Source organism: Pseudanabaena sp. PCC 7367 (assembly GCF_000317065.1).
GTDB lineage: Bacteria > Cyanobacteriota > Cyanobacteriia > Pseudanabaenales > Pseudanabaenaceae > Thalassoporum > Thalassoporum mexicanum.
The window spans coordinates 1,493,354-1,518,638 of sequence record NC_019701.1 but is presented as its reverse complement, the minus strand read 5'-3'; the positions used below and the strand labels follow the sequence as shown (position 1 = coordinate 1,518,638).

The window sequence follows — 25,285 nt, the reverse complement described above, 5'->3', positions numbered from 1 at the left end:
TAGCGATCGATCTACAGACAAACTTCACAACCGATCGGCCATCAACCGACTAACATAGACAGGCACCGCCATTAGAAAATCAAAACCATGACCACCAAGCCAGTTTATATCGTTGGCGCAGGCCCCGGCGATCCCGAATTAATCACGATCAAGGGGCGCAATCTGCTTGCCAAGGCCGATGTTGTGATCTACACCAACTCACTCATTCCCAGGGAAATGCTGGTACATTGCCAGCCAGCCGCCGAAAAAATCCCCACCGCCGCCAAGACCCTGAAGGTAATTGCCAACCTGGCGATCGCTGCCGCCCGCAAAGGCAAAATGGTAGTCAGGTTGCACGATGGCGATCCCGCTCTCTACGGTGCGATCCATGAACAAATGCGATTGCTCAGTGAAGCCGGGATCAGGTTTGAGATTATTCCTGGCATCAGTGCCTATCAACTCGCCGCCGCCAGGCTGGGCACAGAATTAACCATTCCTGGTCTGGTGCAAACAATTATTCTTACTCGTATTTCTGGTCGCACCCAGGTTCCAGCCAAAGAAGAACTAGCCAGCCTTGCCGCCCATCAAGCGTCGCTATGCCTCTATCTGAGTGCGCGGCACATTGAAAATGCCCAGGCCAAGCTGGCCGAACATTACCCCAGTGATACGATCGTGGCGGTTTGCTATCGATTGGGTTGGCCGGATGAGAAAATTAAGGTGACGAAGCTAAGTAATATGGCGGCGATCAGTCGGGGTGAAGACCTGGAACGCACTACGTTGTATTTAATTAGTCCCGCGTTAAATCATCTGGTGCAGTCAGACTCAGACTATGATGAAGCGCGATCGCAATTGTATAACCCCAGTCACGATCATCTATTTAGGCCAAAGTCTGAACAGGCTTAATCACGTAAAGCAAATTAGTTCTCTTCAATCCGTGGCGGATCATTATCAATGTAGTCATATCTATTGATTACGATTCCAGATACGACCAAAGCGCCAATGATTAGCCCAAATGATGCGATCGCAAACTTTTTAAGATTACGGCGACCTTGGGCTTCCTGAACTTGGGGGTTACGGGAGCTAAAGTTAAAATTTTGGTCTTGATCTTTGTTATTATTCAAAATTACTAATAATCACTACCTATTACGGGACTATTAGCAGTCAAAGTTAAAGTGAGCGTGAATTGCCCAGATCAACTAACTAATTAACTAAAACAAATAGGCCGCTGATCAAGACATGGCGGCATATAGATAATAATGATTCGGTATTGTGAGCATTCCCAATCGGAATAGGAAATATAAATCGCGCTTTATAGCTTCACTTCAATATCCACACCAGCAGCCAAGTCCAGCTTCATCAGGGCATCGATCGTCTTGGCAGAAGGTTGATAGATATCAATAATCCGGCTATGGGTGCGAGTTTCAAAATGCTCACGGGAATCCTTGTCAACGTGGGGCGATCGCAGTAAGCAATAGATGCGACGACGCGTGGGCAGGGGGATTGGGCCAACTGCAGCGGCATTGGTGCGATTGGCAGTCTCAACAATCTTTTCACAGGAGGCATCTAGCAGGCGATGGTCAAATGCTTTGAGCCGGATTCTAATTTTTTGTTGCTGTAAGGTAGCCATATTTATTACTTAACTTATTGAAGTCGAAGAAAAATAGTTCTCTTGGTTGGAACGCAGACTTTCCAGCATACTCGATCGTAACCAAAGAGACAAGAAAGGGGAGCGGTGCGATCGTAGTGATCATCTTGCTAACCGTCCCCTTCCAGTGAAATTTAATTATTTAAGAATCTTGGTAACAACGCCCGAACCAACTGTCCGGCCACCTTCACGAATGGCAAAGCGCATTTCGTTTTCGATCGCAATCGGGTTAATTAGCTCAACCGTCATTTTGACGCGATCGCCAGGCATCACCATTTCCGCATCACTACCATCATCGGCCGTGAATGCAGCAATAGTACCGGTTACGTCGGTAGTGCGCACATAGAACTGAGGGCGATAACCAGCGAAGAATGGGGTTTTCCGACCACCTTCATCTTGAGTAAGGATATAAACCTGAGACTCAAACTTGGTGTGGGGCGTAATTGAACCTGGCTTGGCCAAAACCATACCACGCTCAATCTGATCTTTCTGGATACCACGTAGCAAAAGACCGACATTATCGCCAGCCATACCCTCATCAAGGGTCTTCTGGAACATTTCTACACCAGTGACAGTAGTAGAGCGGGTGTCTGTAATCCCAACCAACTCAACTGTTTCGCCAACCTTGACCTTACCGCGCTCGATTCTACCGGTAGCAACGGTACCACGGCCAGTGATCGAGAAGACATCTTCTACGGCCATTAGGAATGGTTTGTCCACATCACGCTCTGGCGTAGGAATATGGGCATCAACTTCGTCCATCAGGGCAAAAATCTTGTCTACCCAGGGATCATCGCCTTTCTTGATATTAGGGTTAGCGGTTAGTGCTTCAACTGCCTTGAGCGCAGAACCCAGGACGATCGAGATATTGTCACCGTCGAACTCATAGTCAGAAAGCAACTCGCGTACTTCCAGTTCCACCAGCTCAATTAGCTCCTCTTCGCCTTCCATCTGGTCTTCCTTATTTAGAAAGACAACCAGGTTAGGCACACCAACCTGACGTGCCAACAGGATATGCTCACGGGTTTGGGGCTCAGGGCCATCTGCAGCGGAAACTAACAGAATCGCACCGTCCATCTGTGCTGCACCAGTGATCATGTTTTTAACATAGTCAGCGTGGCCAGGACAGTCCACGTGGGCATAGTGACGGCCACCAGTCTCATACTCCACGTGGGCAGTATTGATTGTGATGCCACGGGCTTTTTCCTCTGGAGCCGCATCAATATCTTCATATTTTTTAGCGGTTGCACCACCACCGGCTGCCAAGGTCATTGTGATTGCAGCGGTTAGCGTAGTCTTACCATGGTCAACGTGACCAATGGTACCAATATTGACGTGGGGTTTATTCCTTTCAAACTTTGCGCGTGCCATTTTTAACTTTGTTTCCTTATCCTGTTAGTTTCTTTACTCGTTACCCTTATGCTTAGCAATAATCGGCTCTGCCACATTACGTGGCACTTCAGCGTAGTCACTGAATTCCATGGAGAAAATACCCCTTCCTTGGGTCTTAGAACGGATATCTGTAGCATAGCCAAACATTTCCGCGAGGGGAACCTTGGCGGCAATCTTTGCTACACCGTCCTCACTGTTCATTCCTTCGATTTGGCCACGGCGCGAGTTGAGATCGCCCATGACATCACCAAGGAAATCCTCTGGCACTTCTACCTCTACTTTCATCATTGGCTCCAGTAGGGCTGGATTTGCCTTCATTACAGCATCTCTGAGTGCCATAGAACCAGCAATCTTAAATGCCATTTCTGACGAGTCTACATCGTGGTAGGAACCATCGATTAGAGTTACCTTTAAATCGATCACTGGGAATCCAGCCAGAATGCCGGATTCACAAGCTTCCTTCATCCCTTGCTCGGCAGGATTGATGTATTCTCTCGGTACAGAACCGCCCACGATCTTAGAGATAAATTCAAAACCAGTGCCAGTTTCACCTGGTTCTACATTGATCACCACATGGCCGTACTGCCCCTTACCACCACTCTGGCGAATGAACTTGCCTTCGGCGGATACTGGCTTACGGATTGTTTCGCGGTAAGCAACTTGTGGCGCACCAACATTTGCTTCTACTTTGAATTCCCGCATCATCCGATCGACCAGGATTTCTAGGTGCAGCTCACCCATCCCAGAAATTACCGTCTGGTTGGTTTCTGAGTCAATCATCACCCGGAAAGTGGGGTCTTCTTCAGATAGCGATTGCAGTGCCTTGGAAAGTTTTTCCATATCCTGCTTGGTTTTAGGCTCGATCGCTACCGAGATCACAGGCTCAGGAATGAATAGGGATTCCAAGATGACGGGTTCTTTGTCATCACAGAGCGTATCACCGGTGAAGGTATCTTTCAGTCCTAATACTGCGCCGAGATCCCCAGCGCCCAGTTCATCTACTTCTGTGCGATCGTCAGCCTTGAGCACAATCAGGCGGGAAATCCGCTCTTTCTTGTCCTTGGCAGAGTTATACACATAGGAGCCTTTTTTCAGCACCCCTGAATATACTCGTACAAAGGTAAGACGGCCATAGGGATCAGCAGCGATCTTAAATGCTAGGGCAGCCAGTGGTGCGCTATCATCGGCAGGTCGAGTCGTCTCACTGCCATCTGGAAGTAAACCAGTAATTGGTGGTACTTCCAAAGGCGAGGGTAGATAGTCAACTACTGCATCAAGCAATAGCTGTACTCCTTTGTTCTTGAACGCAGTACCGCAGGTAAGTGGAATCAAAGCACCACTAATCGTACCTTTGCGTAGCCCCTCAAAGATTTCTGCTTCAGAGAAGGCTTCTTCGGCCATGTATTTCTCAAGCAACTCTTCACTGGTCTCGGCCACTGCCTCGATCATCTTGGTGTGATATTCCTGAGCTAGCTCTTGCATATCTGCGGGAATATCGGTTTCTTCGATGTCGGTGCCAAGGTCATTGGCATAGACAAAGGCCTTCATCTTGACCAAATCAATAATGCCATTGAATTCCGATTCAGCACCGATCGGCAACTGAATAGGCACCGCATTAGCCCGTAGGCGATCGCGGATTTGGTTATAGACCTTGTAGAAGTTGGCGCCAGTGCGATCCATCTTGTTGACAAATACAATCCGGGGCACACTGTAGCGATCGGCTTGCCGCCATACTGTTTCCGATTGGGGTTGCACACCACCAACCGAACAGAACACTACAATGACACCATCCAGCACCCGCATCGAGCGTTCCACTTCGATCGTGAAATCCACGTGACCAGGTGTATCAATAATATTGATCTTGTGCTCCTTCCAGGTACTGCTGATCGCCGCAGCGGTAATTGTGATGCCCCGTTCTCTTTCTTGAGCCATCCAATCTGTTACTGCGGTACCCTCGTGCACCTCCCCGATCTTGTGCACAACACCGGAGTAAAATAGGATGCGCTCTGTAGTAGTGGTTTTGCCAGCATCAATGTGCGCTGCAATACCAATGTTGCGTACTTTCTCTAGGGGAATGGTTCGTGCCACGACTATTTCCTCGTTCCAGCTAATAAGAACATATCTAAGTTACTTAATATTATATTAAGAATGTTAAGAATTAATATACTGCCGATCGCAGCCTGTTAATTCATTCAACCCGATCGATTTTTACCATTAACACATAGGTAAAAATGGGGTTAGGTCTAGGGAGAATTGCTTGTAAATTTAAGTCTCTACATGGACTAGATGATTTTTGTTCAGCTCAAATACTAATCAAATATTAAGCAATTGAGCGATCAAAACCTAGGTAACTCGTACCCGCTGCTAGTCCACCAGCAACCTAGTAACGATAATGGGCAAAAGCCTTATTTGCCTCTGCCATGCGATGGGTTTCTTCGCGCTTGCGGATGGTTGCCCCCGTTTCGTTTGCAGCATCCATGATCTCATTGGCAAGCTTATTGACCATACCACGACCAGGGCGCGATCGAGAATAACCAACTAGCCAGCGCAAGGCCAATGCTACACCGCGATCGCTGCGTACTTCCATCGGCACCTGATAGGTAGCGCCACCAACCCGTCTAGCCTTTACCTCAACCAGGGGGGTAGCGTTGCGAATGGCGCGATCGAATATTTCTAGGGGGGCTTCGCCGGTTCTTTCACCAACCAGCTCAAAAGCTTTATAAACCAAATTTGAAGAGACTGAGAGCTTGCCGCTCCTCATCATCCGCTTAATCAACATACTGACTAAACGACTGTTATAGACTGCATCGGGTGGCGTAGGGCGCTTGCTTACTTTAGTACGGCGGGACATTATATTTTAGACCTTGGATCTCCTTGAATTTTGATATCGGGCTTTTGAGAGAAAATGAAAGCAGCAAGTAAAAAATTACTCGATCTTTCTAGATGTACATCACCCGGCAACGCACATCCCAATACTTAATTACTCTTGCTTAGTTATGGCTTAGTTACTGCTTAGTTATCTAGGCCTGAGTAAAGTATTGATTTTTCGGAGTTAAAGCTTGGTTAATCTCGATCGGGAGCTATATCAGGCTAGGCGATCGAAAAAATAAAAATACTACTTATTTCTTCTTGCCGCCAGCTTCCTGACCAGGCTTCGGACGCTTAGCTCCATATTTAGAGCGACCTTGCCGGCGATCTTTGACCCCAGCAGTATCAAGCGTGCCACGGATGATGTGATAACGCACCCCTGGCAAATCCTTGACCCGACCACCGCGAATCATCACCACAGAGTGCTCTTGGAGGTTATGCCCGATCCCTGGGATGTAGGCAGTTACCTCAAACCCAGAGGTCAATCTTACCCTGGCTACTTTGCGTAGGGCTGAATTAGGCTTCTTGGGAGTGGTGGTATATACACGGGTACATACGCCGCGACGCTGTGGACATGCTTTAAGCGCAGGCGATTTGGTCTTTTGGGTGGCTTTTTTGCGTTCGCTACGGATTAGCTGCTGGATTGTGGGCATTTTAAAGGCTAAAAATTCAAGCTAAATAATTAATTAGATTGTTGACTTTTTCCAAACTAAATCAACAGCCCCTAATTTTAGCAAAGTCGATCGAATTAGGTCAAATGATCTTTGAGCATAAAAACTTCTGCCTTTGTCAGTAACCCCAAGAAGCGATCGATATGCCCATAATTTACTCTGGCTTAGAATATTCACAGATTAAGGCATTGAACTCAGGTGATAACTATGACCCAACGATTACAAGCAGCCTTAGCCTTTGTGGTTCGCATCCCGATCATGCTTTTAACTGGAGTATGGTTGGTGGCAGCATTAATTCTCAGCTCGATCCAATCCGCCTGGCGGCTGGTGCATGTATTTATTGGTTTACTGCCAGAGACCTATCAACCTAAATATATTCAAGTCGAGTGGTCGGAAGTAGATTTAGCTGGTCAAGCAATTGCCTTGAGTAAAAATACTGGCCGAACTGTATATATCTTGTTTGTCTATGCGATCGCAGTTCCCGTGGTGGTTTTAATGGGTCTATGGTTTAGCTTACTGATGCCCATTACGTCAATGCGGCGGTGGTGGACTGAGCGTTCTTTGGCCGAAAATTACCTGGCTCGCTCTGAGCGTGGTGAGTCGATCGAAGATTTGGGCGCAGAGATCGATCGCCTCGATGTATTTCCTGGCCTGAGGCGTAAGTTAAGAGAAAAGCTAGATTTAGAGATTGAAAGTGAAACGGATGCAGCCCAACGCGAGCAAATCCTGGCTGGCCAATTTGAGCTAATTGAAAATTTTCCCTCACCACAGCTTCTCAAGCAGTGGCTAAAATCCATGACGGCTTATCGACTTTGAGTTGGCAAAATGTACTTGAAACTCTAAAACTCAATCCATAGAACAGCTAGCGATCTTCTATTTGGGCAAAATCTAGCTGCGTACCCACTGCTCAATTGAGGTATTGTTCAAACTACGATCGACAGATTTTAGTAAACCCTAGATTGGAAAAACCTGTGGACGTGGTGCAGAGGCCGATAGATCGATCGCTGGATTGGTAGGCTCTCCCTGCATTGGCCAATTATTCTCAGCGGCAATTTGGTTAAGGCGATCGATGCGAGCCTGAGTCATTGGATGGGTCGAGAAATAGCCAGCTACTCTTTTTAGCTGATCTGGCCCTAGCTCCAGCTTTTTGATGTTTTCAAAGAAGTCCAGGCTATGCCCACCATGCCCATAGCGATCGATCACCGCCTCCAGGGCATATTCATCCGCTGCGGTTTCCTGCCCCCGTCGATAGGTCAATTCAGTAAACTGCCCCACCCTACTCACCGTGCTAGCACCACTGCCACTCATACCAAGGTTACTGAGGATCACCGCAAAAACCAGCGATCGCCCCATCGCCCGCAGTGAATCCCGCGCCGCAAAGTGGCCAATCTCATGCCCCAGCACAAAACTCAACTCATTCTCTGACTCAACTTGCTCCAGCAATCCCCTGGTGACAATCAGTTGCCCTCCGGGGAAAGCCGCCGCATTAACCTGAGGGTTATTGATTAAAAATATTTCAATGATCGCCTGTCGCTCTGGCTCTAGATCAGTACTCGCAGCCAAGCTAACGGCTAATTCATTCACATAGGGAGTACGCGGGTCTCCTTTCAGTTCACTGGTAGCTAAGGTCGAGGCGATGAAACTCTTACCGATCGCCAACTCCCGTTCTGGCGACATATGCCCCACCAGAAAATCTGCCGCGATCCCCAAAATTATATAGATTGCCAATACGGTGATCACCAGGCTCAGCAACAGTTCCCCCATCTGCTTAAGTGGGTTTACCTTGCTGACATTAATATCTTCAGGAATTATGGGCGGTGGTACATATTTCATCGATCGGTTTGGTTAAGCAAATATTCAAGTGAACTTGATCATATTAGTGAACTAGATCATGTTTCCGATTATGATTCAAGCCAAGATTTAGGCTAGCAAGCAATCTCAATCGCTAAACATCTTGCTAATCACAAAATAATTATAAATAAATATTAGAACCACGGTAGCAGCCGCAGTTCCAATTGATTAGCAATTTAACTTAGCAATGAACAGAGATCGCAATCTGCTATTTCGCTTAATATTGGCCTAATGATTACTTGATGCCAGTGCCATAGACCATAATTTCAATGATCGGTGCGCCCTGATCGCCTTGCTGGGAATTGATGTCCGAGGTTTCATAGCGCACATTAAAGATCTGGGTTGCGCCCCAGGCGATCGCCTCTTCTTTCATGCGCAGCATGGCCTCACGCCGACCGCGATCGAGCAACGACTCATACACCGTAATTCGGCCACCAAAAATATTAATCAGCCCACCCATAAACGTTTTGAAAGCATCATTGGCAACCACCACACAGCCCACAAAAACATGGGCTTCATTGGCAGGTGGCAAGGCTTGCTTAGCGCCAAAATTGACACAGGGGAGGTGCAGGGTTTGGCGTTCTCGTTTCTTGATGTCGGCATAATGGCGTTTTTCATTGAATGTGCCCGCAAAAAAGCCGATCGCCACGATTACTACTAAAAAGATTAAACCAATTAAATCTTCCATTTGTGATTAATCTCCCTACTCGACCCGGACTGCGGTGCCATAGGCAAAGAGTTCCGCTGCCCCGGCGGCGATCGCAGAAGTGGCAAACCGGACATTAATAATTGCATTAGCACCAACCGATGCACCCTGTCTGACCATGCGATCGAGTGCTTCCTTGCGTGCCTCGTTCAAAAGCTCGGTGTAGCCATTTAGCTCGCCCCCGACTAAGTTCTTGAACCCCGCCAGAATATCTTTACCGACATTCTTTGCCCGAACCGTACTACCCTGCACAATCCCGTAATGCTCAACAATGCGCTTGCCAGGTACACCTTCTAATGTGGTTAGAATCACTTGCTACTCCTTAGAAACATAACTAAATCTGTCACAGTCCCGAATATATGCCCGAATATATGCCCGAATATATGTCAGATATATCCACTTATCAACTTAATTCTTAATTCGCTTAATTAACTAAGCAGGAATTATCTAATGCTTTGAATTTTGAATATTTTGAGCGGTTTAACGTTGGCGATCGGCCTATACATCCACCCAAGTGCCAATCAAGTATAAGTATTCCCAAAACGATCGCTTAGTTTTAGCCAAGTTGGGAGCTTGAGCTGAGATGTTGGCATGATCAGCCTAGATCGGCTGTTTATTATGACTTAACTTGATATGTTTGAACATGCTGAATCATAGTTCCTTCTGGCATTTTCATCGGCAGATATTGTGTAATCTTAAGTATTCTTTGGAATTGCTCAACTGAACTGAGAAAAAACAGTCAGAATAAAGGATTTTGTGTCGATCGCTAAGTGAGCGCTGAGTAATATAGCTAAGTGATCGCTAAACACCTCTGAGCCAATTAATCAATTTCAATCTATCCAAAACATGGCCAGATGATTAAGCCTGACTGCATTTTTGCTTTTTTACCAGTCCAATTAACCACGAGCTGAGCGGGTTTTTGTTGTTGGTAAATTAAGTAAATTTCTGTGTTGAGGCGATCGCCTTGCGCTACGATTATTCCTGTAAAAGCTCAATTTAAAACTAAGTTTCCAAATCATTATGCCTAAGTCAACCTCATCCTCTGATGCCGTTAAACAGCTTAAAAAAGAAGTCGGGATCGCTGCTGCTAAGCGGGTTCAATCAAATATGGTGGTAGGTTTGGGGACTGGCTCAACCACGGCGTTTGCGATCGCTGAATTGGGTCGCAGGCTCAGCGCGGGCGAAATCACTAATATTGTGGGTATTCCTACTTCATTTCAGGCTACGGTTTTAGGTAAGCAAGCAGGTATCCCGATCCGATCGCTAGACGATGTCGATCGAATTGATATTGCGATCGATGGGGCAGACGAGGTTGACCCTAATAAAAATTTAATTAAGGGTGGTGGTGCTGCCCATACCCGCGAGAAGGTGGTTGATTCGTTGGCGGCGCAATTTATTGTGGTGGTGGATCAGTCCAAGCTGGTGGACAAGCTGGGTACTACCTTTGATATGCCAGTGGAAGTTTTGCCGATGGCGATCGCACCAGTGACCAGGGCGATCGAAAAGTTGGGCGGTCAGCCGACATTGCGGATGGGGGTGCGGAAGGATGGCCCCGTGATTACCGATCAGGGCAATATGGTGATCGATGTCAAGTTTGAGGGCGGGATCGATAATGCGCCGGAGTTGGAAAAGACGATCAATAATATCCCTGGGGTGATCGAGAATGGCTTGTTTATTGGCGTGACTAATCTGGTGTTGGTGGGTGAACTGAAGGGCGATACGCCATCGATCCGCGAGTTTTAAGCTGACTGGTGTTTAATTTTCGTCAATTAGGGCTTGAACCATTTAGCCTTGCAGTAGCATAGAAACTGTAGGGCTTTAAATTTAATTTCAATTTGCCAAATGCAAACTAAGTCAGATTGGCGATCGCAAGCGGCTAATTCCCTATATCAAACTGCGATTTTGGTTCAGCAACTTTTGCAGCAGGGTAATTATGCAGAAGCTCAGTCAGGCATCGACGCACTAATTGAGGCAATGGGTCGATCGGAAAAACGTGCCCTTAGAAGTCAGCTAATCAGGCTAATGGTGCATGTAATTAAGTGGCAATGTCAACCAGGCAAGCGGAGTTCTAGTTGGGTGGTTTCGATTCTCTCTGCCCGCCGCGAAATTGTCGATATTCAAGCTGAAGTGCCTAGCCTTAACCAAAGCTTTATTGAATCGATCTGGGACAAGTCTTTTGATGCAGCACTAAAGGAAGCAGAGGCGGAAATGGGTTTTAAGTGCCAGCTAACCAAACTCTCTGGGCAACAGATTTTTGAAGATGAGTATAGTTTGCTCTAAGTAAATATTTGAAATACTTTGTTGATTCAACCGCCCTATGTCATGATTTTCTATGCTGAAAAAATTACATCTCAAGAATTTTAAGGGTTTTAAGGACGCGGATCTGGATCTGGGTAATTTCAGCTTGCTGGTGGGGACTAATGCGTCGGGGAAGAGTAATGTGATTGACGCACTACGTTTTATCCACGGAATTTCCAGAGGGTACTACATTGCGGAAATTACTGGCGGAAAGTATCAAGCAGGTGCATTACAATGGCGCGGGATTAGGGGGGGGATACAGGGTCTTCTATTCAAAGGTAAAAACCGGACAGCAGATAACTTTTCTATTAAGGTTGCAGGTAAATTATTAGCAAGTCAGCGCGAGTATGAATATTACATTGAAGTTAATCCAAGTGAACCAGGTGAGGCCCCAAGAATTTTTTATGAGTATCTAACTGTAGATGGAATTGAAAAACCTATTTTCCAAGCAAAAAATCGCCAACTTGATAAAGCTGAGCAATTAGAGGTTAGCTTTCAGGGAGAGGAAAATAAGGGGCTAGGTTACAGAAGTGATATACCAGTTATTTCTCAAATTATTAATCGGGGGTTAAATTCGTTAGTGCCCAAACAGGCCTTGCAATATGCTAATGGAGTTACCATTGGTTGGCAATTTATGCAGTTTATGGATTTAGAGCCCGATTTAATGAGGCAGCCATCATCACCAGGGCAACAATTATTAGGAGATCACGGAGAGAATTTATCATCAGTTATCCAAGAACTTTGTAAAACACAACAAGGCAAGGAAAACCTGGTCTCCTGGATTCAGGAGCTGACTCCAATGGATGTAAGAGACTTTAAATTTAGTATTGATCTAAATGGAAAGATCTTATTGACATTGATAGAGAAAGAGGGCAAGGAGACTTTGGCGTATAGCGCATCAGATGGCACACTAAGATTCTTGGCAATAATTACTTCTCTTTTTTCTGTAGGCTATACTGAAAGGCTGTATTTTTGGGATGAGATTGATACAGGTATTCACCCTACCCGCTTGCATTTACTAATCCAGTTAATCGAATATGTCACCGCAGAAAATGATATACAAGTTGTAGCAACCACCCACTCGCCACAGTTATTAAACTTACTCAGCCCTGAATCACTCGAACATGCCTCGCTGACCTATCGCTTGCCCGATCGCCCTGATGCCCAAATCAAGAGGATTTTAGATATCCCAGATGCAAGGCGTTTAATCGAAGAACAAGACATCGCAACCCTGCACGAGTCTGGTTGGTTGGAAGATGCAGTTTATTTCACAGACGATGAACCAGCAGCAGAGGAAGCCAGCGTGTGAGAGTGTTAATCATTCCCGAAGATTTTCGTAATGATGAGTTCATGCTCAAGCCAATTATCGAGGCAATGTTTAAGAGCATTGGTAAGTCAGCAAAAGTCAGAGTATGCAGCGATCCCAGGCTTCAGGGAGTAAGTCAGGCGCTTAAGTGGGAGCGGATCGAGAAAATCATCAGTCGTTACAAAGGTATGAATGATGTAATTTTGCTCTGTATCGATCGGGATGGTCAAGAAACCAGGAAAGCTAAGTTAGAAAATATCGAAGCGCAAGCAGCAGAATTGTTATCAGCATATAACTGTTTATTCTTAGCCGAAAACGCATGGCAAGAAATCGAGGTGTGGGTATTGGCTGGGTTTGATGATTTGCCAAAAAACTGGAGTTGGCAAGAAATTCGTCGAGAACCAGATCCAAAGGAAATGTATTTCGAGCCATATGCCAGGGCAAAAGGATTATTGGATGGCAGCTCACCTGGCCAAGGCCGAAAAATCTTGGGAATCGAAGCCGCTCGCAACTATAGCCGGATCAGGCAATTCTGCCCCGAAGACATTGGTAACCTGGAAGATCGCTTAAAAGCGCAGCTAGTTAACTTTTGATTGCAATTGATCGCCCCACAGGATTTGGGCAAACCGATCGCTGATTCCCTCTGATCCACCGGGCAAGCCAACTCGCTCAAGGCCATTTTGTTGACATGACTGCAAATATTCCTGATCGGCCAGGATCTCTTTAACCCGCTTGGCCGCGATCGTGATTGTTTCCGCATTGGCTGGTTTCTTGCCGATCGTTTGCACCGAAGCACCCAGCAAGCGCATTTGGGCATCCGCAAAATGATAGGTAAACTGAGGCCCTTTGCTAGGAATTTGAATTACCGGCTTGCCCAAACCCACCGCCTGCTCGATCGCTGTACCGGCCATGCCGATTACTAGATCAGCCTGCCGCAACACATCAGGAAATGCATCGTCATAACAAATAAGTGGCGAATTAAGGCGATCGTGGTATAGTCTTGCCCTGCCTTCGTATCGCCAACTATGCGAAATGGCAACCTCCTCAAGGGGCGTGCGACCATGCGCCCCATCAACATTTTTTGAATCAAGCTCCTTTTGATAATTAGCTCGCATCATGCTGGGAACCAGGGCAGCCCGAAACTGTACTGGTTGGGGGGCAAATTCTTGGGCGATCGCCACCGCCAGATCCAACAAGATGCCAAAATTATTGCAAGCTTCTGGTAACCGACTGCCTGGCAAAAAGGCGATCGTAGGCACATTGGGCTCCAGTTCCAAATCCTTACCAGTTGGCGCTAACACATCCATGATTGGATAGCCAGCAAATACTGCCTTGTCGATCCCCTGTTGGCTCATTAGTTTGGCCGTGAACGCATCGCGGGTGAAAATCGTTTTGCACTTGGGCGATCGCAACAGCCAACTAGTAGTCAGATCTGGCTGCATCCGGTTTTCATAATGAGCCGAAGCCGACACAATAAAAGCGGTGTAATCGCAACCAGTCAATCGCGCCAAGGCCAACGACACAATGTCTCCAGCCGCAAACACCAGATCACAGGTTTTGCCATAATCAATCGCAGCTTTAATTTGGCGTAGCAACAGGCTAATTAACCCCGATCGTAAATCTGCCAGTAGTTTGAACCGATCCATATACACAAATCCGCCCGATGGCAGTGCTTTGGTAGGGCCAACAATTTCAACGCCCAAACGCCGGTAAGCATTGCCCTCACCCACGATCGGCAGGGCAGCCACTTCTGCGCTGGGGTATTTTTGGCGGAAGACTTTTAGGCACTCTGAGGCGTTGAGATCCTCGCCATGACCATTACTGATGAATAAAACGCGCTTGGTTGGTAGTGCCATGAAGAATTTAATTGGTGCGATCGCAGTTATTGATATTTTGGGGGTGGGTAAAAGTTTTGCTCAATATTAAGTACCTGGAGCGCAGCAATCCTTAAGTAAATCTATAGAAGCTTAGCTTAGCTAAATATATATAAACATATTTAAACCAATTCAAAGGCTAATGACGATCGGCTGGAACCTACTCCCAGCAGGCCATAGGCAATGTTTATTGATCTGAACTAATCAAGATTAAAATCATCCCTCAACTCGGACGAGATCATTGCAGATGACTAGCGATCGTAAATATAATCAAATACAATGTTAAGTATTAATAACAAACTATATAAAAGTTAATTTACTAGCTAATTTCTATCGTCCTCCTTTATTAAAAATTTTTAACTAAAGCAATTGTTTACATACCTCAGTAACACCTATAAAAATAAGCTTGCTAGTGCAGACTGGTCGCAATATATGGCGATCTGGTTGGGGGCGGCCTTTTTAGTATCAGTGCCGGTGTTTTTCCAAGCGCCCCTGGTCAGGCAGGCTCCCTGGATTAGTTTGATTCTAACCGTGGGCTGGTTGTCGCTGAGTAGACAATGGCTAGAGGATGAATCACGCCACCATTGGGGTAGCATCATGTGGGGCTTTAGTCTTACCTGGTTTTGTGGATCGATCTATTGGAGTTGGTTGCGGTGGGAACCACTGTGGCATCTACCGATCGAGGCGATCGCATTACCCTGGGCGATCTGGGCAATCTTTAAGCGTCAAAACTCCTACCTGGTCGGTGCTTGGTTCTACCTTGGCTCACTGGTGGGCACTGGGATTACTGATATTTACTTTTATCTGACTGATGTGGTGCCGCAGTGGCGTGAATTAATGCAGCTAGAAAGTAATGTGGAGATGGTGCGTCCTTTGCTGCAAAGTGCGATCGCTCAAATCCAAACCCCCTGGGGCATGATCTGGATGATGCTTTTGGCGCTGTGGATCATGGCGATCGGGATCAGGGCAATGGCTTCTAAACAAATCCATCATTGGGCATTCAGTGGGGCTTTGCTCTGCACCTTAGTTGTGGATAGCTTGTTTGGGATCAGTGCGGTCTTATTGAACTAATAGATCACTTTGTAATAGAACATATGCACGACAATCAATCCATCAATCAATCAATTTAGGTTATTGCTGCTCGGTCTCAATTTGATCGCGTGATTGAGGTCGATAAAGGGTTAATCTCCTTCTGGCTGTAGTAGATCATGTAGATTGGTCAACACTGCAATCTATGAATAGCAGTAAATATAACAATTCTGATTGAATCCACTTAGCCATGTTTGAGCTTAGAAGCGAAGAGTTACCTACATAAAAAGGTATATTTATGTTGGTTTATTGCTTACAAAAGTAAATCAAAGTTAACATGAACTTAGACAGGGGAAGTTTGGGCAGACTATAAGTGTAGAGAGAGCATCTGACTTTAGTTTTTTGCTCTGGGGACACTTGACTACTTAGCTTATGCTTGTGCAATCGGTAAGCCAATGCTAAATAGTTGATCGAAGCTACTTGACTGGTAACTAGTAGTTAAATAATTGAGTTCTGTAATAGATGGTTGGTGCTGTTTGAGGCAGATAAATTTGCTGCTCAGGATCACTAGACATTAACTTTATTTGTTAATGATCTTGGTTCTTGCGCAAATGTTGGTTGATCTGGTATGTGCTTGGTGAAGGCTTAGTTTTAATAGCCTGATTTCTAATCTGATTTCTAATCTGGGCATTTGCATAGATATTACCAGGGTTAACTATCTGTAGAACGGCTATCAATAGCTAGCGCAGGGGGAAAGTAGATTCGTGGAAACTTGTAGTAAGCCGGCTGAATCGAGCAATTCAGTGAAACCAAAGCCTTTTATCATCGTGCATTCTCAGCGGGGCGATCGTCAGGTCGAACTAACAAACGATACATCCTGGACTGTTGGTAGGGGCAAGGGTAATGATGTACCCCTAGTCGATCGTTGCGCTTCCCGTGAACATGCGATGTTTCAGATGGTGGGAGCCAATAATTTTTATTTAATCGATCTGGGTAGCAGTAATGGATCATTTGTAAATGGCCGCCGGGTTAGCATTCCCTGTAGTCTCAGCGACGGCGATCTAATTACCCTGGGCGAAACTAATATCGAGTTTTTCTGCCCTGAAGCTAATACCAAGCCCGAACCGGCTGAAGATTCCGATGCCATGACCGATACAATGGCGCTGCATCGTCGCCGCTTGATTACGGTTGCAGTGGTAGATATCTGTAATTTCACCCAACTGACCCAGCAAATGGATGAACAACTGCTGTCGGAAGTGATCGGCACTTGGTTTAAGCAGGCTGGCGATATCATCAAGCGTCATGATAGCTGGGTGGATAAGTATATTGGCGATGCGGTGATGGCAGTGTGGATTCATGGCAGCACTAACTCTAAGTCTGAGCACATTGAGACCCAGGAAATGTTGAAGGCCTTTAAGGCTGTCTATGACCTTGCAGAAATGAGCAGGGCGCTAAATCAGCAATTTTCACTACCATTTGAATTGAAGGTAAGCGCTGGTATGAATACTGGCTATGCCATGATTGGCCAAATGGGATCGAACGATCGCCCTGAATATACGGCATTGGGTGATACGGTGAATGCTTCGTTTAGGCTAGAGTCGGCTACCAGGGAACTGGAACTAGATTTAGCGATCGGTCAGGCAACCTACAACCATGCTCCCTATGCGGCAGTGCTGCTGCCATTTGCACAAAAATTAGTCCGACTCAAGGGCTATGACCTGCCAATGCTTACCTATGCAGGCAAATTTGAGCAATTAGGGCAATTTATCAGCAAAATAGCTGGTTGATATACGATGATATGATTTGAGCAGAAGTTTGGTCTATTTTTCGTGCCCTCATACCCTCATATATGGACCCTTTTCCCCATCTGCACATTACAACTGAAGAAGGCGATCGCACTGTACCGCTAGCAAATATTTCTTCCTTCACTATGGGCAGAGGGAAGAAAAATTTTGTGGTGATTAAGGATAAATGGGCTTCCCGTAAACATGCCATGTTTCAGATTACCGAGCATGGCAAATTTTATTTAATTGATTTGGGTAGCTTGAATGGCACCTATGTCAATGGTCGGCGGGTGAGCATTCCAGTGACGCTGTCCCGTGGCGATCGGATTACTGTTGGCACTACTGACATGGAACTGGTTTACCCAGACTATGACATCACCGATGCAACTGATGGCAAAACTAAAAGCACCCAGCGATCGACAATGATGTTGCAACAGCGCCGCATGATCACGGTGCTGGTAGTTGATATTCGCAACTACACTGGCTTAGCCAGAGAGCTAGATGAGCAAATTTTATCCCAGGTAATTGGTAGCTGGTTTGGTCAGGCTGGCGAAATTATCCAGCAACATGGTAGTGGCGTAGACAAATATATTGGGGATGCGGTGATGGCGGTGTGGATTCATCGCATCTCACCCAAGAGCAAGCGGGTCGTGGCTCAGGAAATGTATCAGGTTTTCAAGGCCTTGAATGAATTACTGCGGATGAGCGATCAACTCAATCAAAAATTTGAACTGCCATTTCGATTGCGGGTTGGGGCTGGGGTGAATACGGGTAAGGCGATCGTAGGGCAAATGGGAGCTGGCGATCGCCCTGAATACACAGCCCTGGGTGATACGGTCAATGCGGCATTTCGATTGGAAACCGCCACCAAAGACCTGGGCGTAGACGTGGTAATTGGCGAAAGCACTTACAAGGAATGCCCCCATCCAGATTTGCTAGATTTTGAGCAGCACGAGATTATGCTCAGGGGCTATGACAAGGCTTCTGCCACCTATGCGGGAACAGCCAGTCAACTCGATCAGTTTGTTGCCAAGCTAGAAGGATTAAACGGCCAATTGTAAGCTGAATGAAGATGAATCTAGCAACTAACTTTAAATTAGCTGCCACTCACCTTAGCGCTATATTCCGGGGCAGACATCATTTGTTCTAGCTCAGCAATTGCATCGAGCTTGATCTTAATTAGCCAGGCAGAACCATAGGGATCGGTGCCCATTTGCTCTGGTTCATCCACCAATGCTTCATTCACTGCCACCACTTCGCCGGTCACTGGCGCATAGACATCTTCAACCGCCTTCACCGATTCCACCGTACCGAAGGTGTCCCCCTTACCAAAGGAGGTACCAACCTCCGGCAAGTCGAGGAAAACAATATCACCCAATTGATCGATCGCAAATGCTGTGATCCCCACCGTTGCTACGCCATCTTCAACACGTACATACTCATGGGAATCTGCATACTTCAAGTCTGTGGGATATTCAAACATGCCTGGTTTGCCTTAAGGGTTGAAAAACTACTGAGGAGATTATCGCTAAGATTTGGCGATCCGGCTACTTTTTTATGGTTTCAATATTGGGGCGATCGGGCAATTGCTATGCTTAAACCTAAAACCTAGCTATTAACTTCGACATTATCAGTCTGTGCCAAATCAGATTCAGCGATCGATTCTTCGCTGCTAGCTACCACATCGACGTGATTTTCTTTTGTTGCTTCTGGCTGGTCTTGAGCCTGGGGCTTAGTTCCTGAACTTTCTAAACTTTCTAAATTTTCTATTTCTAAACTTGCTGAGCTTTCTGCCTCGGCCACTTCAATCAAATGGGGCGATTGCCGTTGTGAGAATCCCCAAATGAATATGCCGCCAATTACGGAGAGCATTAGCCACTCTGGTGGTACAAGGTCATCCGCGATCACCTTCAGCAATAGCCTCAAGCCCACCAACAAAACAATTAAATAGCCAGCCGCCTCCAGGCGCGCAAACTCCGCCAACCAGTTAATAAATAATTCGGCCAAAAACCGCAGCGCAATAATCCCAATCACGCCGCCAAGCAATACCAGCCAGGTTTCTTGAGCCACTGCCACCGCCGCCGTCACGCTATCGAGCGAGAAAGCTAGGTCAGTTAAGGCAACCAACGTAATCACCTGCCACATTTTGCTAGCCATCACCACCGGTTCACCTTCTTCATGGTCTTCATTGGCTAAGAAGAAGTATTTACCACCAAGCCACAATAGATAAACGGCACCAGCTAATTCAAATTGCCAATACTTGATCACCCAGGTGGCGGTTAGGATTAAGACTATGCGTAGTACAAATGCACCGATGATGCCATAGCGCAAAGCCCATTCCTCTTGTCTGGGATCGGGCAAACTGCGCACCAAAGCGGCCAGGGCGATCGCATTGTCGGCTGACAGGATCGCTTCCAGTAGCACCAGAACGATCACAACGGGTAAAATTTCGATTCTAAAAAAACTGTTATCTAAATCTAGGATTTGATCCAGCATTAATACTTTATTATATTGAAAATGTATAAAATGGCTAAAAATTAATAATTTTCAGTTGCCTGGTTAATGTCATATTGGCGGGGCAATATTTTGAGCAGTGGTAATACCCAAGCAGTTGAATGTTAGTCACTCAACTTAATTAATATTACTCAAGCCATGCATTAGGTTAAAAATTTTGCGATCGCTATTAGTCTAACAATCTTTGCCGATGCTTACACATTGCTGAAGTTAGAGATAAGCCGGGGCGGTGGTTATTCTGGCTGAGTGAGCCTTGAACCAAGACACTATTTATGCCCATTTTTTAGGCTTGAATTAACCATTTAGGTCAAATCCTGGCAATTGATTATTAAAGAATATTAGTTACCAGTTACTTCAATTCTGGCAAGATGGTTACCCTCAAGATACGGCTGTTCACCTGTTCATAGTGGCAGAGGGTCAGAGGGTCAGATGGCTGGATTAGTGATCCGGCTTCGGCGAGGGCAGGCTCTTGCAACTCACACCCTCACACCACATTTGGTTGAAACACAGTCAGAAAAAATGATGTTTTTAACCGATCGCCAAAATAGGATCATCTGCTCCGGTTAATTCCAAACCACCCAAAACCTGATTCACATCTGTTACCCCCACAATTACTCCCAAGGCCACCCCAGTTGAGATCTGCCGCAGCACCCCTGCGATCGGTACATTTTCTCCCGGTACAGAGGCTTCTGGTGTAGATAGGCTTGCCACTGGTTCAATGCTCAGGCTCACATCTTCTGCGAAAATATTACCTGCAATCACAATGCGATCGCCTTCGGCCAAATTGAAGTCAAAAATGGCATCTGCTAGGGCTGAATCACTGCCATTACTTGCCTCTACTCGCAGCACAAAGGTATCCGCACCAAACCCGCCCGTCAGGTTATCACTGCCAAAATCACCAATCAAATAATCATTGCCTTCATTGCCCAGCAAGGTATCGTTATCCTGGCCACCCCGAATCAGATCTTCGCCAACCCCACCATTGAGAAATGAATCATTGCCGCGATTGCCATTGATAATATTCCGCCCTGTAATGCCGGAGATAAAATCATTATCCTGGCCACCGCGCAGATAATCATTGCCATCATTACCTACCAGGAAATCACTGCCAGTATTGCCATTGATAATATCAGTGCTGTTTGAGCCAGTCACAAAATCCGCCGAGTCAAGTGCCCTCACTCCACCGGGGTTTTGTGCTGTGGTGCCAGCATCCAGCTCAACCACATCAGTACCAACGGTTAGATCAAAAAACTGGCCGGCGATCGCGCCATTGAAGGCAACATCGATTAAATTCTGGAATAGAATTTGCAGCTCAGGATTATTAATAATTGCCATACTTCAAGGTGTCTAAAACTCTGGCTTTGATTCTTTGATTACATTGATTACATGTGATTATTTTGTCACTGCGATCCAAGATCCAAGGGGAAGGATTGAAGGATTATAGTGATGCAATGGCAAACTGACTCAATCATGCATCAAAATTGTGAAAAACTCATCGATCCCGCCCCAGCCTCTCAATATATCACTCCAATGGACTTGGATCAGCTTGGCGAACCAGAGTCAAACAATATCTGCCCCTGTCGATCGACCAGGATTACTTCAATATCTACCTGGCGATCGCTATATTTATGCACATAAGCTTTAGCTCTGGTTTGAATTTGTTGGCCAATATGACTAAAAAAAGGTCGTTGATATGGTTTGAATTCTGGTTGTGCTAGTAATTTCTGCACAGCTTCAGCGGTGAGCGATCGGGCAATTTTTTGACATAATGCCTGGGGTAAGCCTTGATTAACCGCCGCAGTGGTCAGCACTTCGATGCGGCCATCGGCTAGATGCGAGGAAGTATTAAAAATACCGCCTGCTAGTTTTAATAATTTGCCATGATATCCCACCAAAATCATAGTTTGAATATGATGCAAGGCAGCCTCCACCAGCATCACGCCTACCCAGTTGGCCATTTGCACTGTTTCTGATTCAGCGTAACCGAGCTTGGTTGCCACCTGATTGCCATTTGCGCCAATACAAAAAACAAGCCGATCGTGGTCTTGCGCTTTAGCTCTAAGGTCAGCGCGAAAATCCGCCAACTTGTCTGCGGCGGAAAGTGGTTGGGAGATGCCACTAGTACCCAACAAAGCCAATCCATCTAGAATACCAAAGGCTTGATTGGAGGTGCGTTGAGCCAGCGATCGCCCTTCTGGCAAAATAAACTTGACCTGGGCGGTTTGTTGCGGTGGAATCAATGGCAATAGATTGGCCTGAGCTAGCTCTTTAGCATATTTATAAATAGCGGGTCGCCCTGATTTGGTTTGACCCAAGCCCTCGCCTGCTGCCAGCATTAAACTTTCGCCTTGCCAGGGTAATAGCTGCACCCATGCCCAGATCGGTGTATTGGCAGTCAGGTCTAAATTATCGCCAGGATCGCTAATTGTGATTGCCAGCGCCGTATATTGATCAAGCCTGGCCTGCTGATTAATGGCGATCGTGGCCAATGAATTAGACTCGTCCAATAGCTCGATCGTTACTGTTTTACGATCTTTAATTTCTAATGTGCTTAGCTCTTTAGTACCTCGTATATCTCGTGTATCTGATGATTCCAGATGTGTATGATCGCTCAGTAATTTAATTAAAGCGGCCTTGGCAGCAGCGATCGCAAAAACAGGCAACGTATAGCCACTTTTGGGACTAGAAATATGATTCGGCGTACTTCCCAACGCACTAGATCGATTAGAGCGATCGGATTGATTTAATTCACTCAAGTAGCTTAATCCCTGGCGAGCAGATCTCCACTGCCATGCTACACAACTTGAAGCCCAAACTTACGCCCGATCGCAGCCTTAAATATTAGCTTCTAGCCTGCGCAACACCCGCAAAATGAACCACATCAGCATTGCCCCGATGAGGCTAAGCGCAACCAAGCCACAGCCTGCCGCCAAACCAAGCGCCGCCGTCACCCAGATATCGGCTGCCGTGGTAATGCCGTGTACCTTGGACTTACCTACGATCGTGCCTGCGCCAATGAAACCAACGCCAGTCGCCACCCCCTGAATAATCCGGCTCAGGGCTTCGGGATGAGCGATCAAGATCCCACTTTCGATCGGAATAACCACAAACAATGCTGCGCCCAGGCTCACTAACAAATGAGTCCTTAGGCCTGCGGCGTGTCTGGCTGATTCGCGCTCCCAGCCAACAATACCACCCACCAGCAGCGAACAGCCCAGGCGTTGGGTCAAGCCTAACCAGCCTAAAATCGCTAAACTTTCCATTCGTAACTACCAAGAACTACCAAGTGCGTCCATTAAGCTGCCTGCTGATTGGCGATCCCACGGCACTAGGAGTTTTTTGATTAATCAGTTGGGGCGATGAAAGGTTTTTAACACCACCGTTGCCATTGGTGGCGATCTTAGGGTTTGACTGCTGCGCCTGCTCAGCGATCGCGTCCAGGGTTTGCCGATCGACATTACTGAGATCGACAATCTCCGCCTCATCTTTGAGTGCCAATTCACGAATGAATCTAGCCAAAGCTCGCTGCGCCAACTGATTAACCACGCGTTGGCCTAATTGGCGAGTTTCAGGGCGTAATAGAATCTTGCCCGCCATTGGTAATACTTCAGTGGGTTCAATCCGGCCATTATTTTGCAAAATTGACCAGATGTTGGTGATATGCTCCCAGCGCGAAACGGTCGCAGTGCCGATCAATGGCATATCCTCTTCCTTTGGTTCTGTCCCCTGACCATTTTGATTGGCGTTGGCATCATCAAAGCCAGGGATTGGCAATCGCTTAGCCGCCGCTTCTTCGATCCCGATCGCAATTTCATCGGCGATCCGATCGCGGATAAACTCACCTTCTGGCGACAGGACAAAATCAGTCACCTGGCCGATCGTTTCCTGGAAGTCATAATCCTGGTTATCGCCCGCGTTACGCAGTAGGTTTTCGAGGCGATTCCAACGGAAAGAACCTTCCCGGAACAGAACCCCCTTGAGCGCATCACGCAATTCGGGATTCGGATCGCTCAGCAGGCGGTTGGCCACATAGGGGTAGGCTACGGCCAGCACCTTAAAGTTTGGATCAACGCCCAGGGCGATCCCTTCCAGGGTGACCAGCGATCGAATGATCAGTGCATAGTAGGCCGGCACCCGGAATGGGTAGTCGTACATAATTTGCGAGAGCTGATCGGTAATATTTTTAAAGTTCAGGTCGGCAACGCTTGCGCCCAATGCCTCATTAAATACATTACGCAGGGCGGGAATGATTGGCTGCAGGTTGGTATCTTCGTCCAAAAAACCCAACCGCACATAATCCTTAGAAAGGGCATCAAAATCACGATTGACCAAATGCACGATCGCTTCAATCAGGCCAAAGCGGCGATCGGCCTCTACCTGACTCATCATGCCAAAATCCAGGTAGGCCAGCTTGCCATCATTCTTAACTAACAAGTTGCCAGGGTGCGGGTCGGCATGGAAGAAACCATGATCTAGCAATTGCCGCAAAGAGCATTGCACACCGACTTCAACGATCTTACGACCATCAAACCCGCGCTGTTTAATTTTTTCAATGTCAGTGAGCTTGAGGCCATCGATCCACTCCATTGTTAATACCCGCTTGGCGGTGTATGGCCAGTAGATTTTGGGTACATAGATGCCATTGAGATCGCCATAGAGATGCTCGAATTTCTCGGCGTTCTGGCCTTCCAGCACATAGTCCATTTCCTCGAAAATGCGACTGGCAAACTCATCCAGAATTGCCCTAAGATCGCTGCGGATCGCTTTAATATTTTTCTTACCCCAGATCGCCAAACCACGCAGGATATACATATCCAGGGCGATCCCATCTTTAATATCAGGGCGTTGCACTTTCACCGCCACTACTTCGCCAGTTTTGAGCCTTGCCTTATAAACCTGCCCCAAGGAAGCAGCCGCGATCGGGTCGGCAGTAATCTCCGCGTACACCTCGGTGGGATCTGCGCCCAATTCTTCCCGAATGAAACGAAAGGCGGTTTTATTATCAAAGGCGGGGAGTTGATCCTGAAGCTGCGACAACTCGTCCATATATAAAGGCGGCACAATGTCGGGACGGGTGGAGAGGGCTTGTCCAATTTTGATGAAGGCAGGGCCAAGACGGGTTAATAGTTTTCTTAGTTGGATCGCCCGTTTTTTAGCATTACGATCGGCTTGCCCCAGTTTTTTATCTGTCCACAGGCTTAAGAAGAAGAACGCGAGGGAGCTGAAAATGGCAAAACAACGCGCCCATACTTGCAATGGTCTACGGCGATAGAACTGGCCGATCACCTCAGCATCGTAACGATCTAATGCAATTTCTGAACCGTTGAGTTTGGATTTATCGGCCATAGAGCTTTCCTAATTGTTCCCA

General features: G+C 46.7%; 25 protein-coding genes. 9 read left to right on the top strand and 16 right to left on the bottom strand.

The genetic code is table 11. The features are described 5' to 3' along the window. Window positions 1–87 precede the first annotated feature (87 nt). Entirely contained in the window at window positions 88–882 is a 795-nt protein-coding gene (gene cobM / locus PSE7367_RS05910) for a precorrin-4 C(11)-methyltransferase (RefSeq protein WP_015164465.1), read from the top strand. Window positions 883–896: 14 nt separating this feature from the next. Here cobM and PSE7367_RS05905 read toward each other — a convergent pair whose 3' ends face one another. From PSE7367_RS05905 to rpsL, 6 genes are all read right to left on the bottom strand, one after another. Next, window positions 897–1,100: a hypothetical protein gene (locus tag PSE7367_RS05905; RefSeq protein ID WP_041698343.1), complete on the bottom strand. Its 204-nt coding sequence runs from the start codon at window positions 1,098–1,100 to the stop codon at window positions 897–899. 188 nt (window positions 1,101–1,288) lie between these two features. Further along, complete coding sequence (rpsJ, locus tag PSE7367_RS05900) at window positions 1,289–1,606, bottom strand: 30S ribosomal protein S10 (RefSeq protein WP_015164464.1); 318 nt, start codon at window positions 1,604–1,606, stop codon at window positions 1,289–1,291. A gap of 156 nt (window positions 1,607–1,762) precedes the next feature. After that, complete coding sequence (gene tuf / locus PSE7367_RS05895) at window positions 1,763–2,995, bottom strand: elongation factor Tu (protein WP_015164462.1); 1,233 nt, start codon at window positions 2,993–2,995, stop codon at window positions 1,763–1,765. A 33-nt stretch (window positions 2,996–3,028) separates the two neighbouring features. Continuing rightward, on the bottom strand, window positions 3,029–5,104 hold the full coding sequence (gene fusA, locus PSE7367_RS05890) for an elongation factor G (protein WP_015164461.1): 2,076 nt from the start codon (window positions 5,102–5,104) through the stop codon (window positions 3,029–3,031). Between the two features lie 292 nt (window positions 5,105–5,396). After that, window positions 5,397–5,867, bottom strand: coding sequence for a 30S ribosomal protein S7 (gene rpsG, locus PSE7367_RS05885; protein ID WP_015164460.1), 471 nt, complete (start codon window positions 5,865–5,867; stop codon window positions 5,397–5,399). Between the two features lie 268 nt (window positions 5,868–6,135). Further along, window positions 6,136–6,537: a 30S ribosomal protein S12 gene (rpsL, locus tag PSE7367_RS05880; protein WP_015164459.1), complete on the bottom strand. Its 402-nt coding sequence runs from the start codon at window positions 6,535–6,537 to the stop codon at window positions 6,136–6,138. A gap of 225 nt (window positions 6,538–6,762) precedes the next feature. On the opposite strand from rpsL, the gene PSE7367_RS05875 reads away from it, so the two are divergent. Continuing rightward, the gene (locus tag PSE7367_RS05875) at window positions 6,763–7,371 is read left to right on the top strand and encodes a hypothetical protein (protein ID WP_015164458.1); all 609 of its coding nucleotides are present in this window, start codon (window positions 6,763–6,765) and stop codon (window positions 7,369–7,371) included. Between the two features lie 138 nt (window positions 7,372–7,509). Here the strand turns inward: PSE7367_RS05875 and PSE7367_RS05870 are convergent, their stop codons facing one another. The 3 genes from PSE7367_RS05870 to PSE7367_RS05860 form a co-directional block, all read right to left on the bottom strand. Beyond that, on the bottom strand, window positions 7,510–8,388 hold the full coding sequence (locus PSE7367_RS05870; protein ID WP_015164457.1) for a M48 family metallopeptidase: 879 nt from the start codon (window positions 8,386–8,388) through the stop codon (window positions 7,510–7,512). Window positions 8,389–8,641: 253 nt separating this feature from the next. After that, window positions 8,642–9,094 (bottom strand): YbjQ family protein, encoded by a 453-nt coding sequence (locus PSE7367_RS05865; protein ID WP_015164456.1) that lies wholly within the window; start codon window positions 9,092–9,094, stop codon window positions 8,642–8,644. Window positions 9,095–9,109: 15 nt separating this feature from the next. Then, the gene (locus PSE7367_RS05860; protein WP_015164455.1) at window positions 9,110–9,424 is read right to left on the bottom strand and encodes a YbjQ family protein; all 315 of its coding nucleotides are present in this window, start codon (window positions 9,422–9,424) and stop codon (window positions 9,110–9,112) included. Between the two features lie 708 nt (window positions 9,425–10,132). Here PSE7367_RS05860 and rpiA point away from each other — a divergent pair. The 4 genes from rpiA to PSE7367_RS05840 all read left to right on the top strand — a co-directional run bounded on the left by rpiA (window position 10,133) and on the right by PSE7367_RS05840 (window position 13,309). Then, on the top strand, window positions 10,133–10,855 hold the full coding sequence (gene rpiA, locus PSE7367_RS05855; protein ID WP_015164454.1) for a ribose-5-phosphate isomerase RpiA: 723 nt from the start codon (window positions 10,133–10,135) through the stop codon (window positions 10,853–10,855). Window positions 10,856–10,954: 99 nt separating this feature from the next. Beyond that, entirely contained in the window at window positions 10,955–11,392 is a 438-nt protein-coding gene (locus PSE7367_RS05850; protein WP_015164453.1) for a DUF29 domain-containing protein, read from the top strand. Between the two features lie 52 nt (window positions 11,393–11,444). Beyond that, window positions 11,445–12,719, top strand: a complete 1,275-nt coding sequence (locus PSE7367_RS05845; RefSeq protein ID WP_015164452.1) for an AAA family ATPase — start codon at window positions 11,445–11,447, stop codon at window positions 12,717–12,719. Beyond that, a complete protein-coding gene (locus PSE7367_RS05840; protein ID WP_015164451.1) occupies window positions 12,716–13,309 on the top strand; it encodes a hypothetical protein in 594 nt (197 codons plus the stop codon). Before PSE7367_RS05845 ends, PSE7367_RS05840 begins: the two co-directional genes overlap by 4 nt. Here the strand turns inward: PSE7367_RS05840 and PSE7367_RS05835 are convergent. Next, the gene (locus tag PSE7367_RS05835; protein ID WP_015164450.1) at window positions 13,295–14,572 is read right to left on the bottom strand and encodes a lipid-A-disaccharide synthase-related protein; all 1,278 of its coding nucleotides are present in this window, start codon (window positions 14,570–14,572) and stop codon (window positions 13,295–13,297) included. The two genes, PSE7367_RS05840 and PSE7367_RS05835, sit on opposite strands and share 15 nt — an antisense overlap. 387 nt (window positions 14,573–14,959) lie before the next feature. Between PSE7367_RS05835 and PSE7367_RS05830 the strand changes: the two genes are divergently transcribed. The 3 genes from PSE7367_RS05830 (at window position 14,960) to PSE7367_RS05820 (ending at window position 18,464) form a co-directional block, all read left to right on the top strand. Continuing rightward, the gene (locus PSE7367_RS05830; RefSeq protein WP_198013443.1) at window positions 14,960–15,661 is read left to right on the top strand and encodes a DUF3120 domain-containing protein; all 702 of its coding nucleotides are present in this window, start codon (window positions 14,960–14,962) and stop codon (window positions 15,659–15,661) included. A 761-nt stretch (window positions 15,662–16,422) separates the two neighbouring features. Then, the gene (locus PSE7367_RS05825) at window positions 16,423–17,406 is read left to right on the top strand and encodes an adenylate/guanylate cyclase domain-containing protein (RefSeq protein WP_041699138.1); all 984 of its coding nucleotides are present in this window, start codon (window positions 16,423–16,425) and stop codon (window positions 17,404–17,406) included. Window positions 17,407–17,468: 62 nt separating this feature from the next. After that, entirely contained in the window at window positions 17,469–18,464 is a 996-nt protein-coding gene (locus PSE7367_RS05820; RefSeq protein ID WP_015164447.1) for an adenylate/guanylate cyclase domain-containing protein, read from the top strand. A gap of 35 nt (window positions 18,465–18,499) precedes the next feature. Here the strand turns inward: PSE7367_RS05820 and gcvH are convergent, their stop codons facing one another. The 6 genes from gcvH to PSE7367_RS05790 form a co-directional block, all read right to left on the bottom strand. Beyond that, on the bottom strand, window positions 18,500–18,886 hold the full coding sequence (gene gcvH, locus PSE7367_RS05815) for a glycine cleavage system protein GcvH (protein WP_015164446.1): 387 nt from the start codon (window positions 18,884–18,886) through the stop codon (window positions 18,500–18,502). 125 nt (window positions 18,887–19,011) lie between these two features. Continuing rightward, complete coding sequence (locus PSE7367_RS05810; protein ID WP_015164445.1) at window positions 19,012–19,899, bottom strand: TerC family protein; 888 nt, start codon at window positions 19,897–19,899, stop codon at window positions 19,012–19,014. 546 nt (window positions 19,900–20,445) lie between these two features. Further along, entirely contained in the window at window positions 20,446–21,252 is an 807-nt protein-coding gene (locus PSE7367_RS05805; RefSeq protein WP_015164444.1) for a calcium-binding protein, read from the bottom strand. Between the two features lie 206 nt (window positions 21,253–21,458). Beyond that, window positions 21,459–22,673: a cobalt-precorrin-5B (C(1))-methyltransferase CbiD gene (gene cbiD / locus PSE7367_RS05800; protein ID WP_015164443.1), complete on the bottom strand. Its 1,215-nt coding sequence runs from the start codon at window positions 22,671–22,673 to the stop codon at window positions 21,459–21,461. A 78-nt stretch (window positions 22,674–22,751) separates the two neighbouring features. Beyond that, window positions 22,752–23,180 (bottom strand): MgtC/SapB family protein, encoded by a 429-nt coding sequence (locus tag PSE7367_RS05795; RefSeq protein WP_015164442.1) that lies wholly within the window; start codon window positions 23,178–23,180, stop codon window positions 22,752–22,754. Window positions 23,181–23,196: 16 nt separating this feature from the next. Next, window positions 23,197–25,263 carry an ABC1 kinase family protein gene (locus tag PSE7367_RS05790; protein ID WP_015164441.1) on the bottom strand — a complete coding sequence of 689 codons (2,067 nt, stop codon included), beginning with the start codon at window positions 25,261–25,263 and terminating at the stop codon, window positions 23,197–23,199. Between the last annotated feature and the right edge of the window lie 22 nt (window positions 25,264–25,285).

Coding starts and splice junctions, on each gene's coding strand:
- PSE7367_RS05795 (WP_015164442.1), bottom strand. CDS start 23,180: ATGGAAAGTTTAGCGATTTTAGGCTGGTTAGGCTTGACCCAACGCCTG.
- rpsL (WP_015164459.1), bottom strand. CDS start 6,537: ATGCCCACAATCCAGCAGCTAATCCGTAGCGAACGCAAAAAAGCCACC.
- PSE7367_RS05820 (WP_015164447.1), top strand. CDS start 17,469: ATGGACCCTTTTCCCCATCTGCACATTACAACTGAAGAAGGCGATCGC.
- PSE7367_RS05810 (WP_015164445.1), bottom strand. CDS start 19,899: ATGCTGGATCAAATCCTAGATTTAGATAACAGTTTTTTTAGAATCGAA.
- tuf (WP_015164462.1), bottom strand. CDS start 2,995: ATGGCACGCGCAAAGTTTGAAAGGAATAAACCCCACGTCAATATTGGT.
- cobM (WP_015164465.1), top strand. CDS start 88: ATGACCACCAAGCCAGTTTATATCGTTGGCGCAGGCCCCGGCGATCCC.
- rpsJ (WP_015164464.1), bottom strand. CDS start 1,606: ATGGCTACCTTACAGCAACAAAAAATTAGAATCCGGCTCAAAGCATTT.
- PSE7367_RS05865 (WP_015164456.1), bottom strand. CDS start 9,094: ATGGAAGATTTAATTGGTTTAATCTTTTTAGTAGTAATCGTGGCGATC.
- rpiA (WP_015164454.1), top strand. CDS start 10,133: ATGCCTAAGTCAACCTCATCCTCTGATGCCGTTAAACAGCTTAAAAAA.
- rpsG (WP_015164460.1), bottom strand. CDS start 5,867: ATGTCCCGCCGTACTAAAGTAAGCAAGCGCCCTACGCCACCCGATGCA.
- PSE7367_RS05870 (WP_015164457.1), bottom strand. CDS start 8,388: ATGAAATATGTACCACCGCCCATAATTCCTGAAGATATTAATGTCAGC.
- PSE7367_RS05875 (WP_015164458.1), top strand. CDS start 6,763: ATGACCCAACGATTACAAGCAGCCTTAGCCTTTGTGGTTCGCATCCCG.
- PSE7367_RS05805 (WP_015164444.1), bottom strand. CDS start 21,252: ATGGCAATTATTAATAATCCTGAGCTGCAAATTCTATTCCAGAATTTA.
- gcvH (WP_015164446.1), bottom strand. CDS start 18,886: ATGTTTGAATATCCCACAGACTTGAAGTATGCAGATTCCCATGAGTAT.
- PSE7367_RS05850 (WP_015164453.1), top strand. CDS start 10,955: ATGCAAACTAAGTCAGATTGGCGATCGCAAGCGGCTAATTCCCTATAT.
- PSE7367_RS05835 (WP_015164450.1), bottom strand. CDS start 14,572: ATGGCACTACCAACCAAGCGCGTTTTATTCATCAGTAATGGTCATGGC.
- PSE7367_RS05790 (WP_015164441.1), bottom strand. CDS start 25,263: ATGGCCGATAAATCCAAACTCAACGGTTCAGAAATTGCATTAGATCGT.
- PSE7367_RS05845 (WP_015164452.1), top strand. CDS start 11,445: ATGCTGAAAAAATTACATCTCAAGAATTTTAAGGGTTTTAAGGACGCG.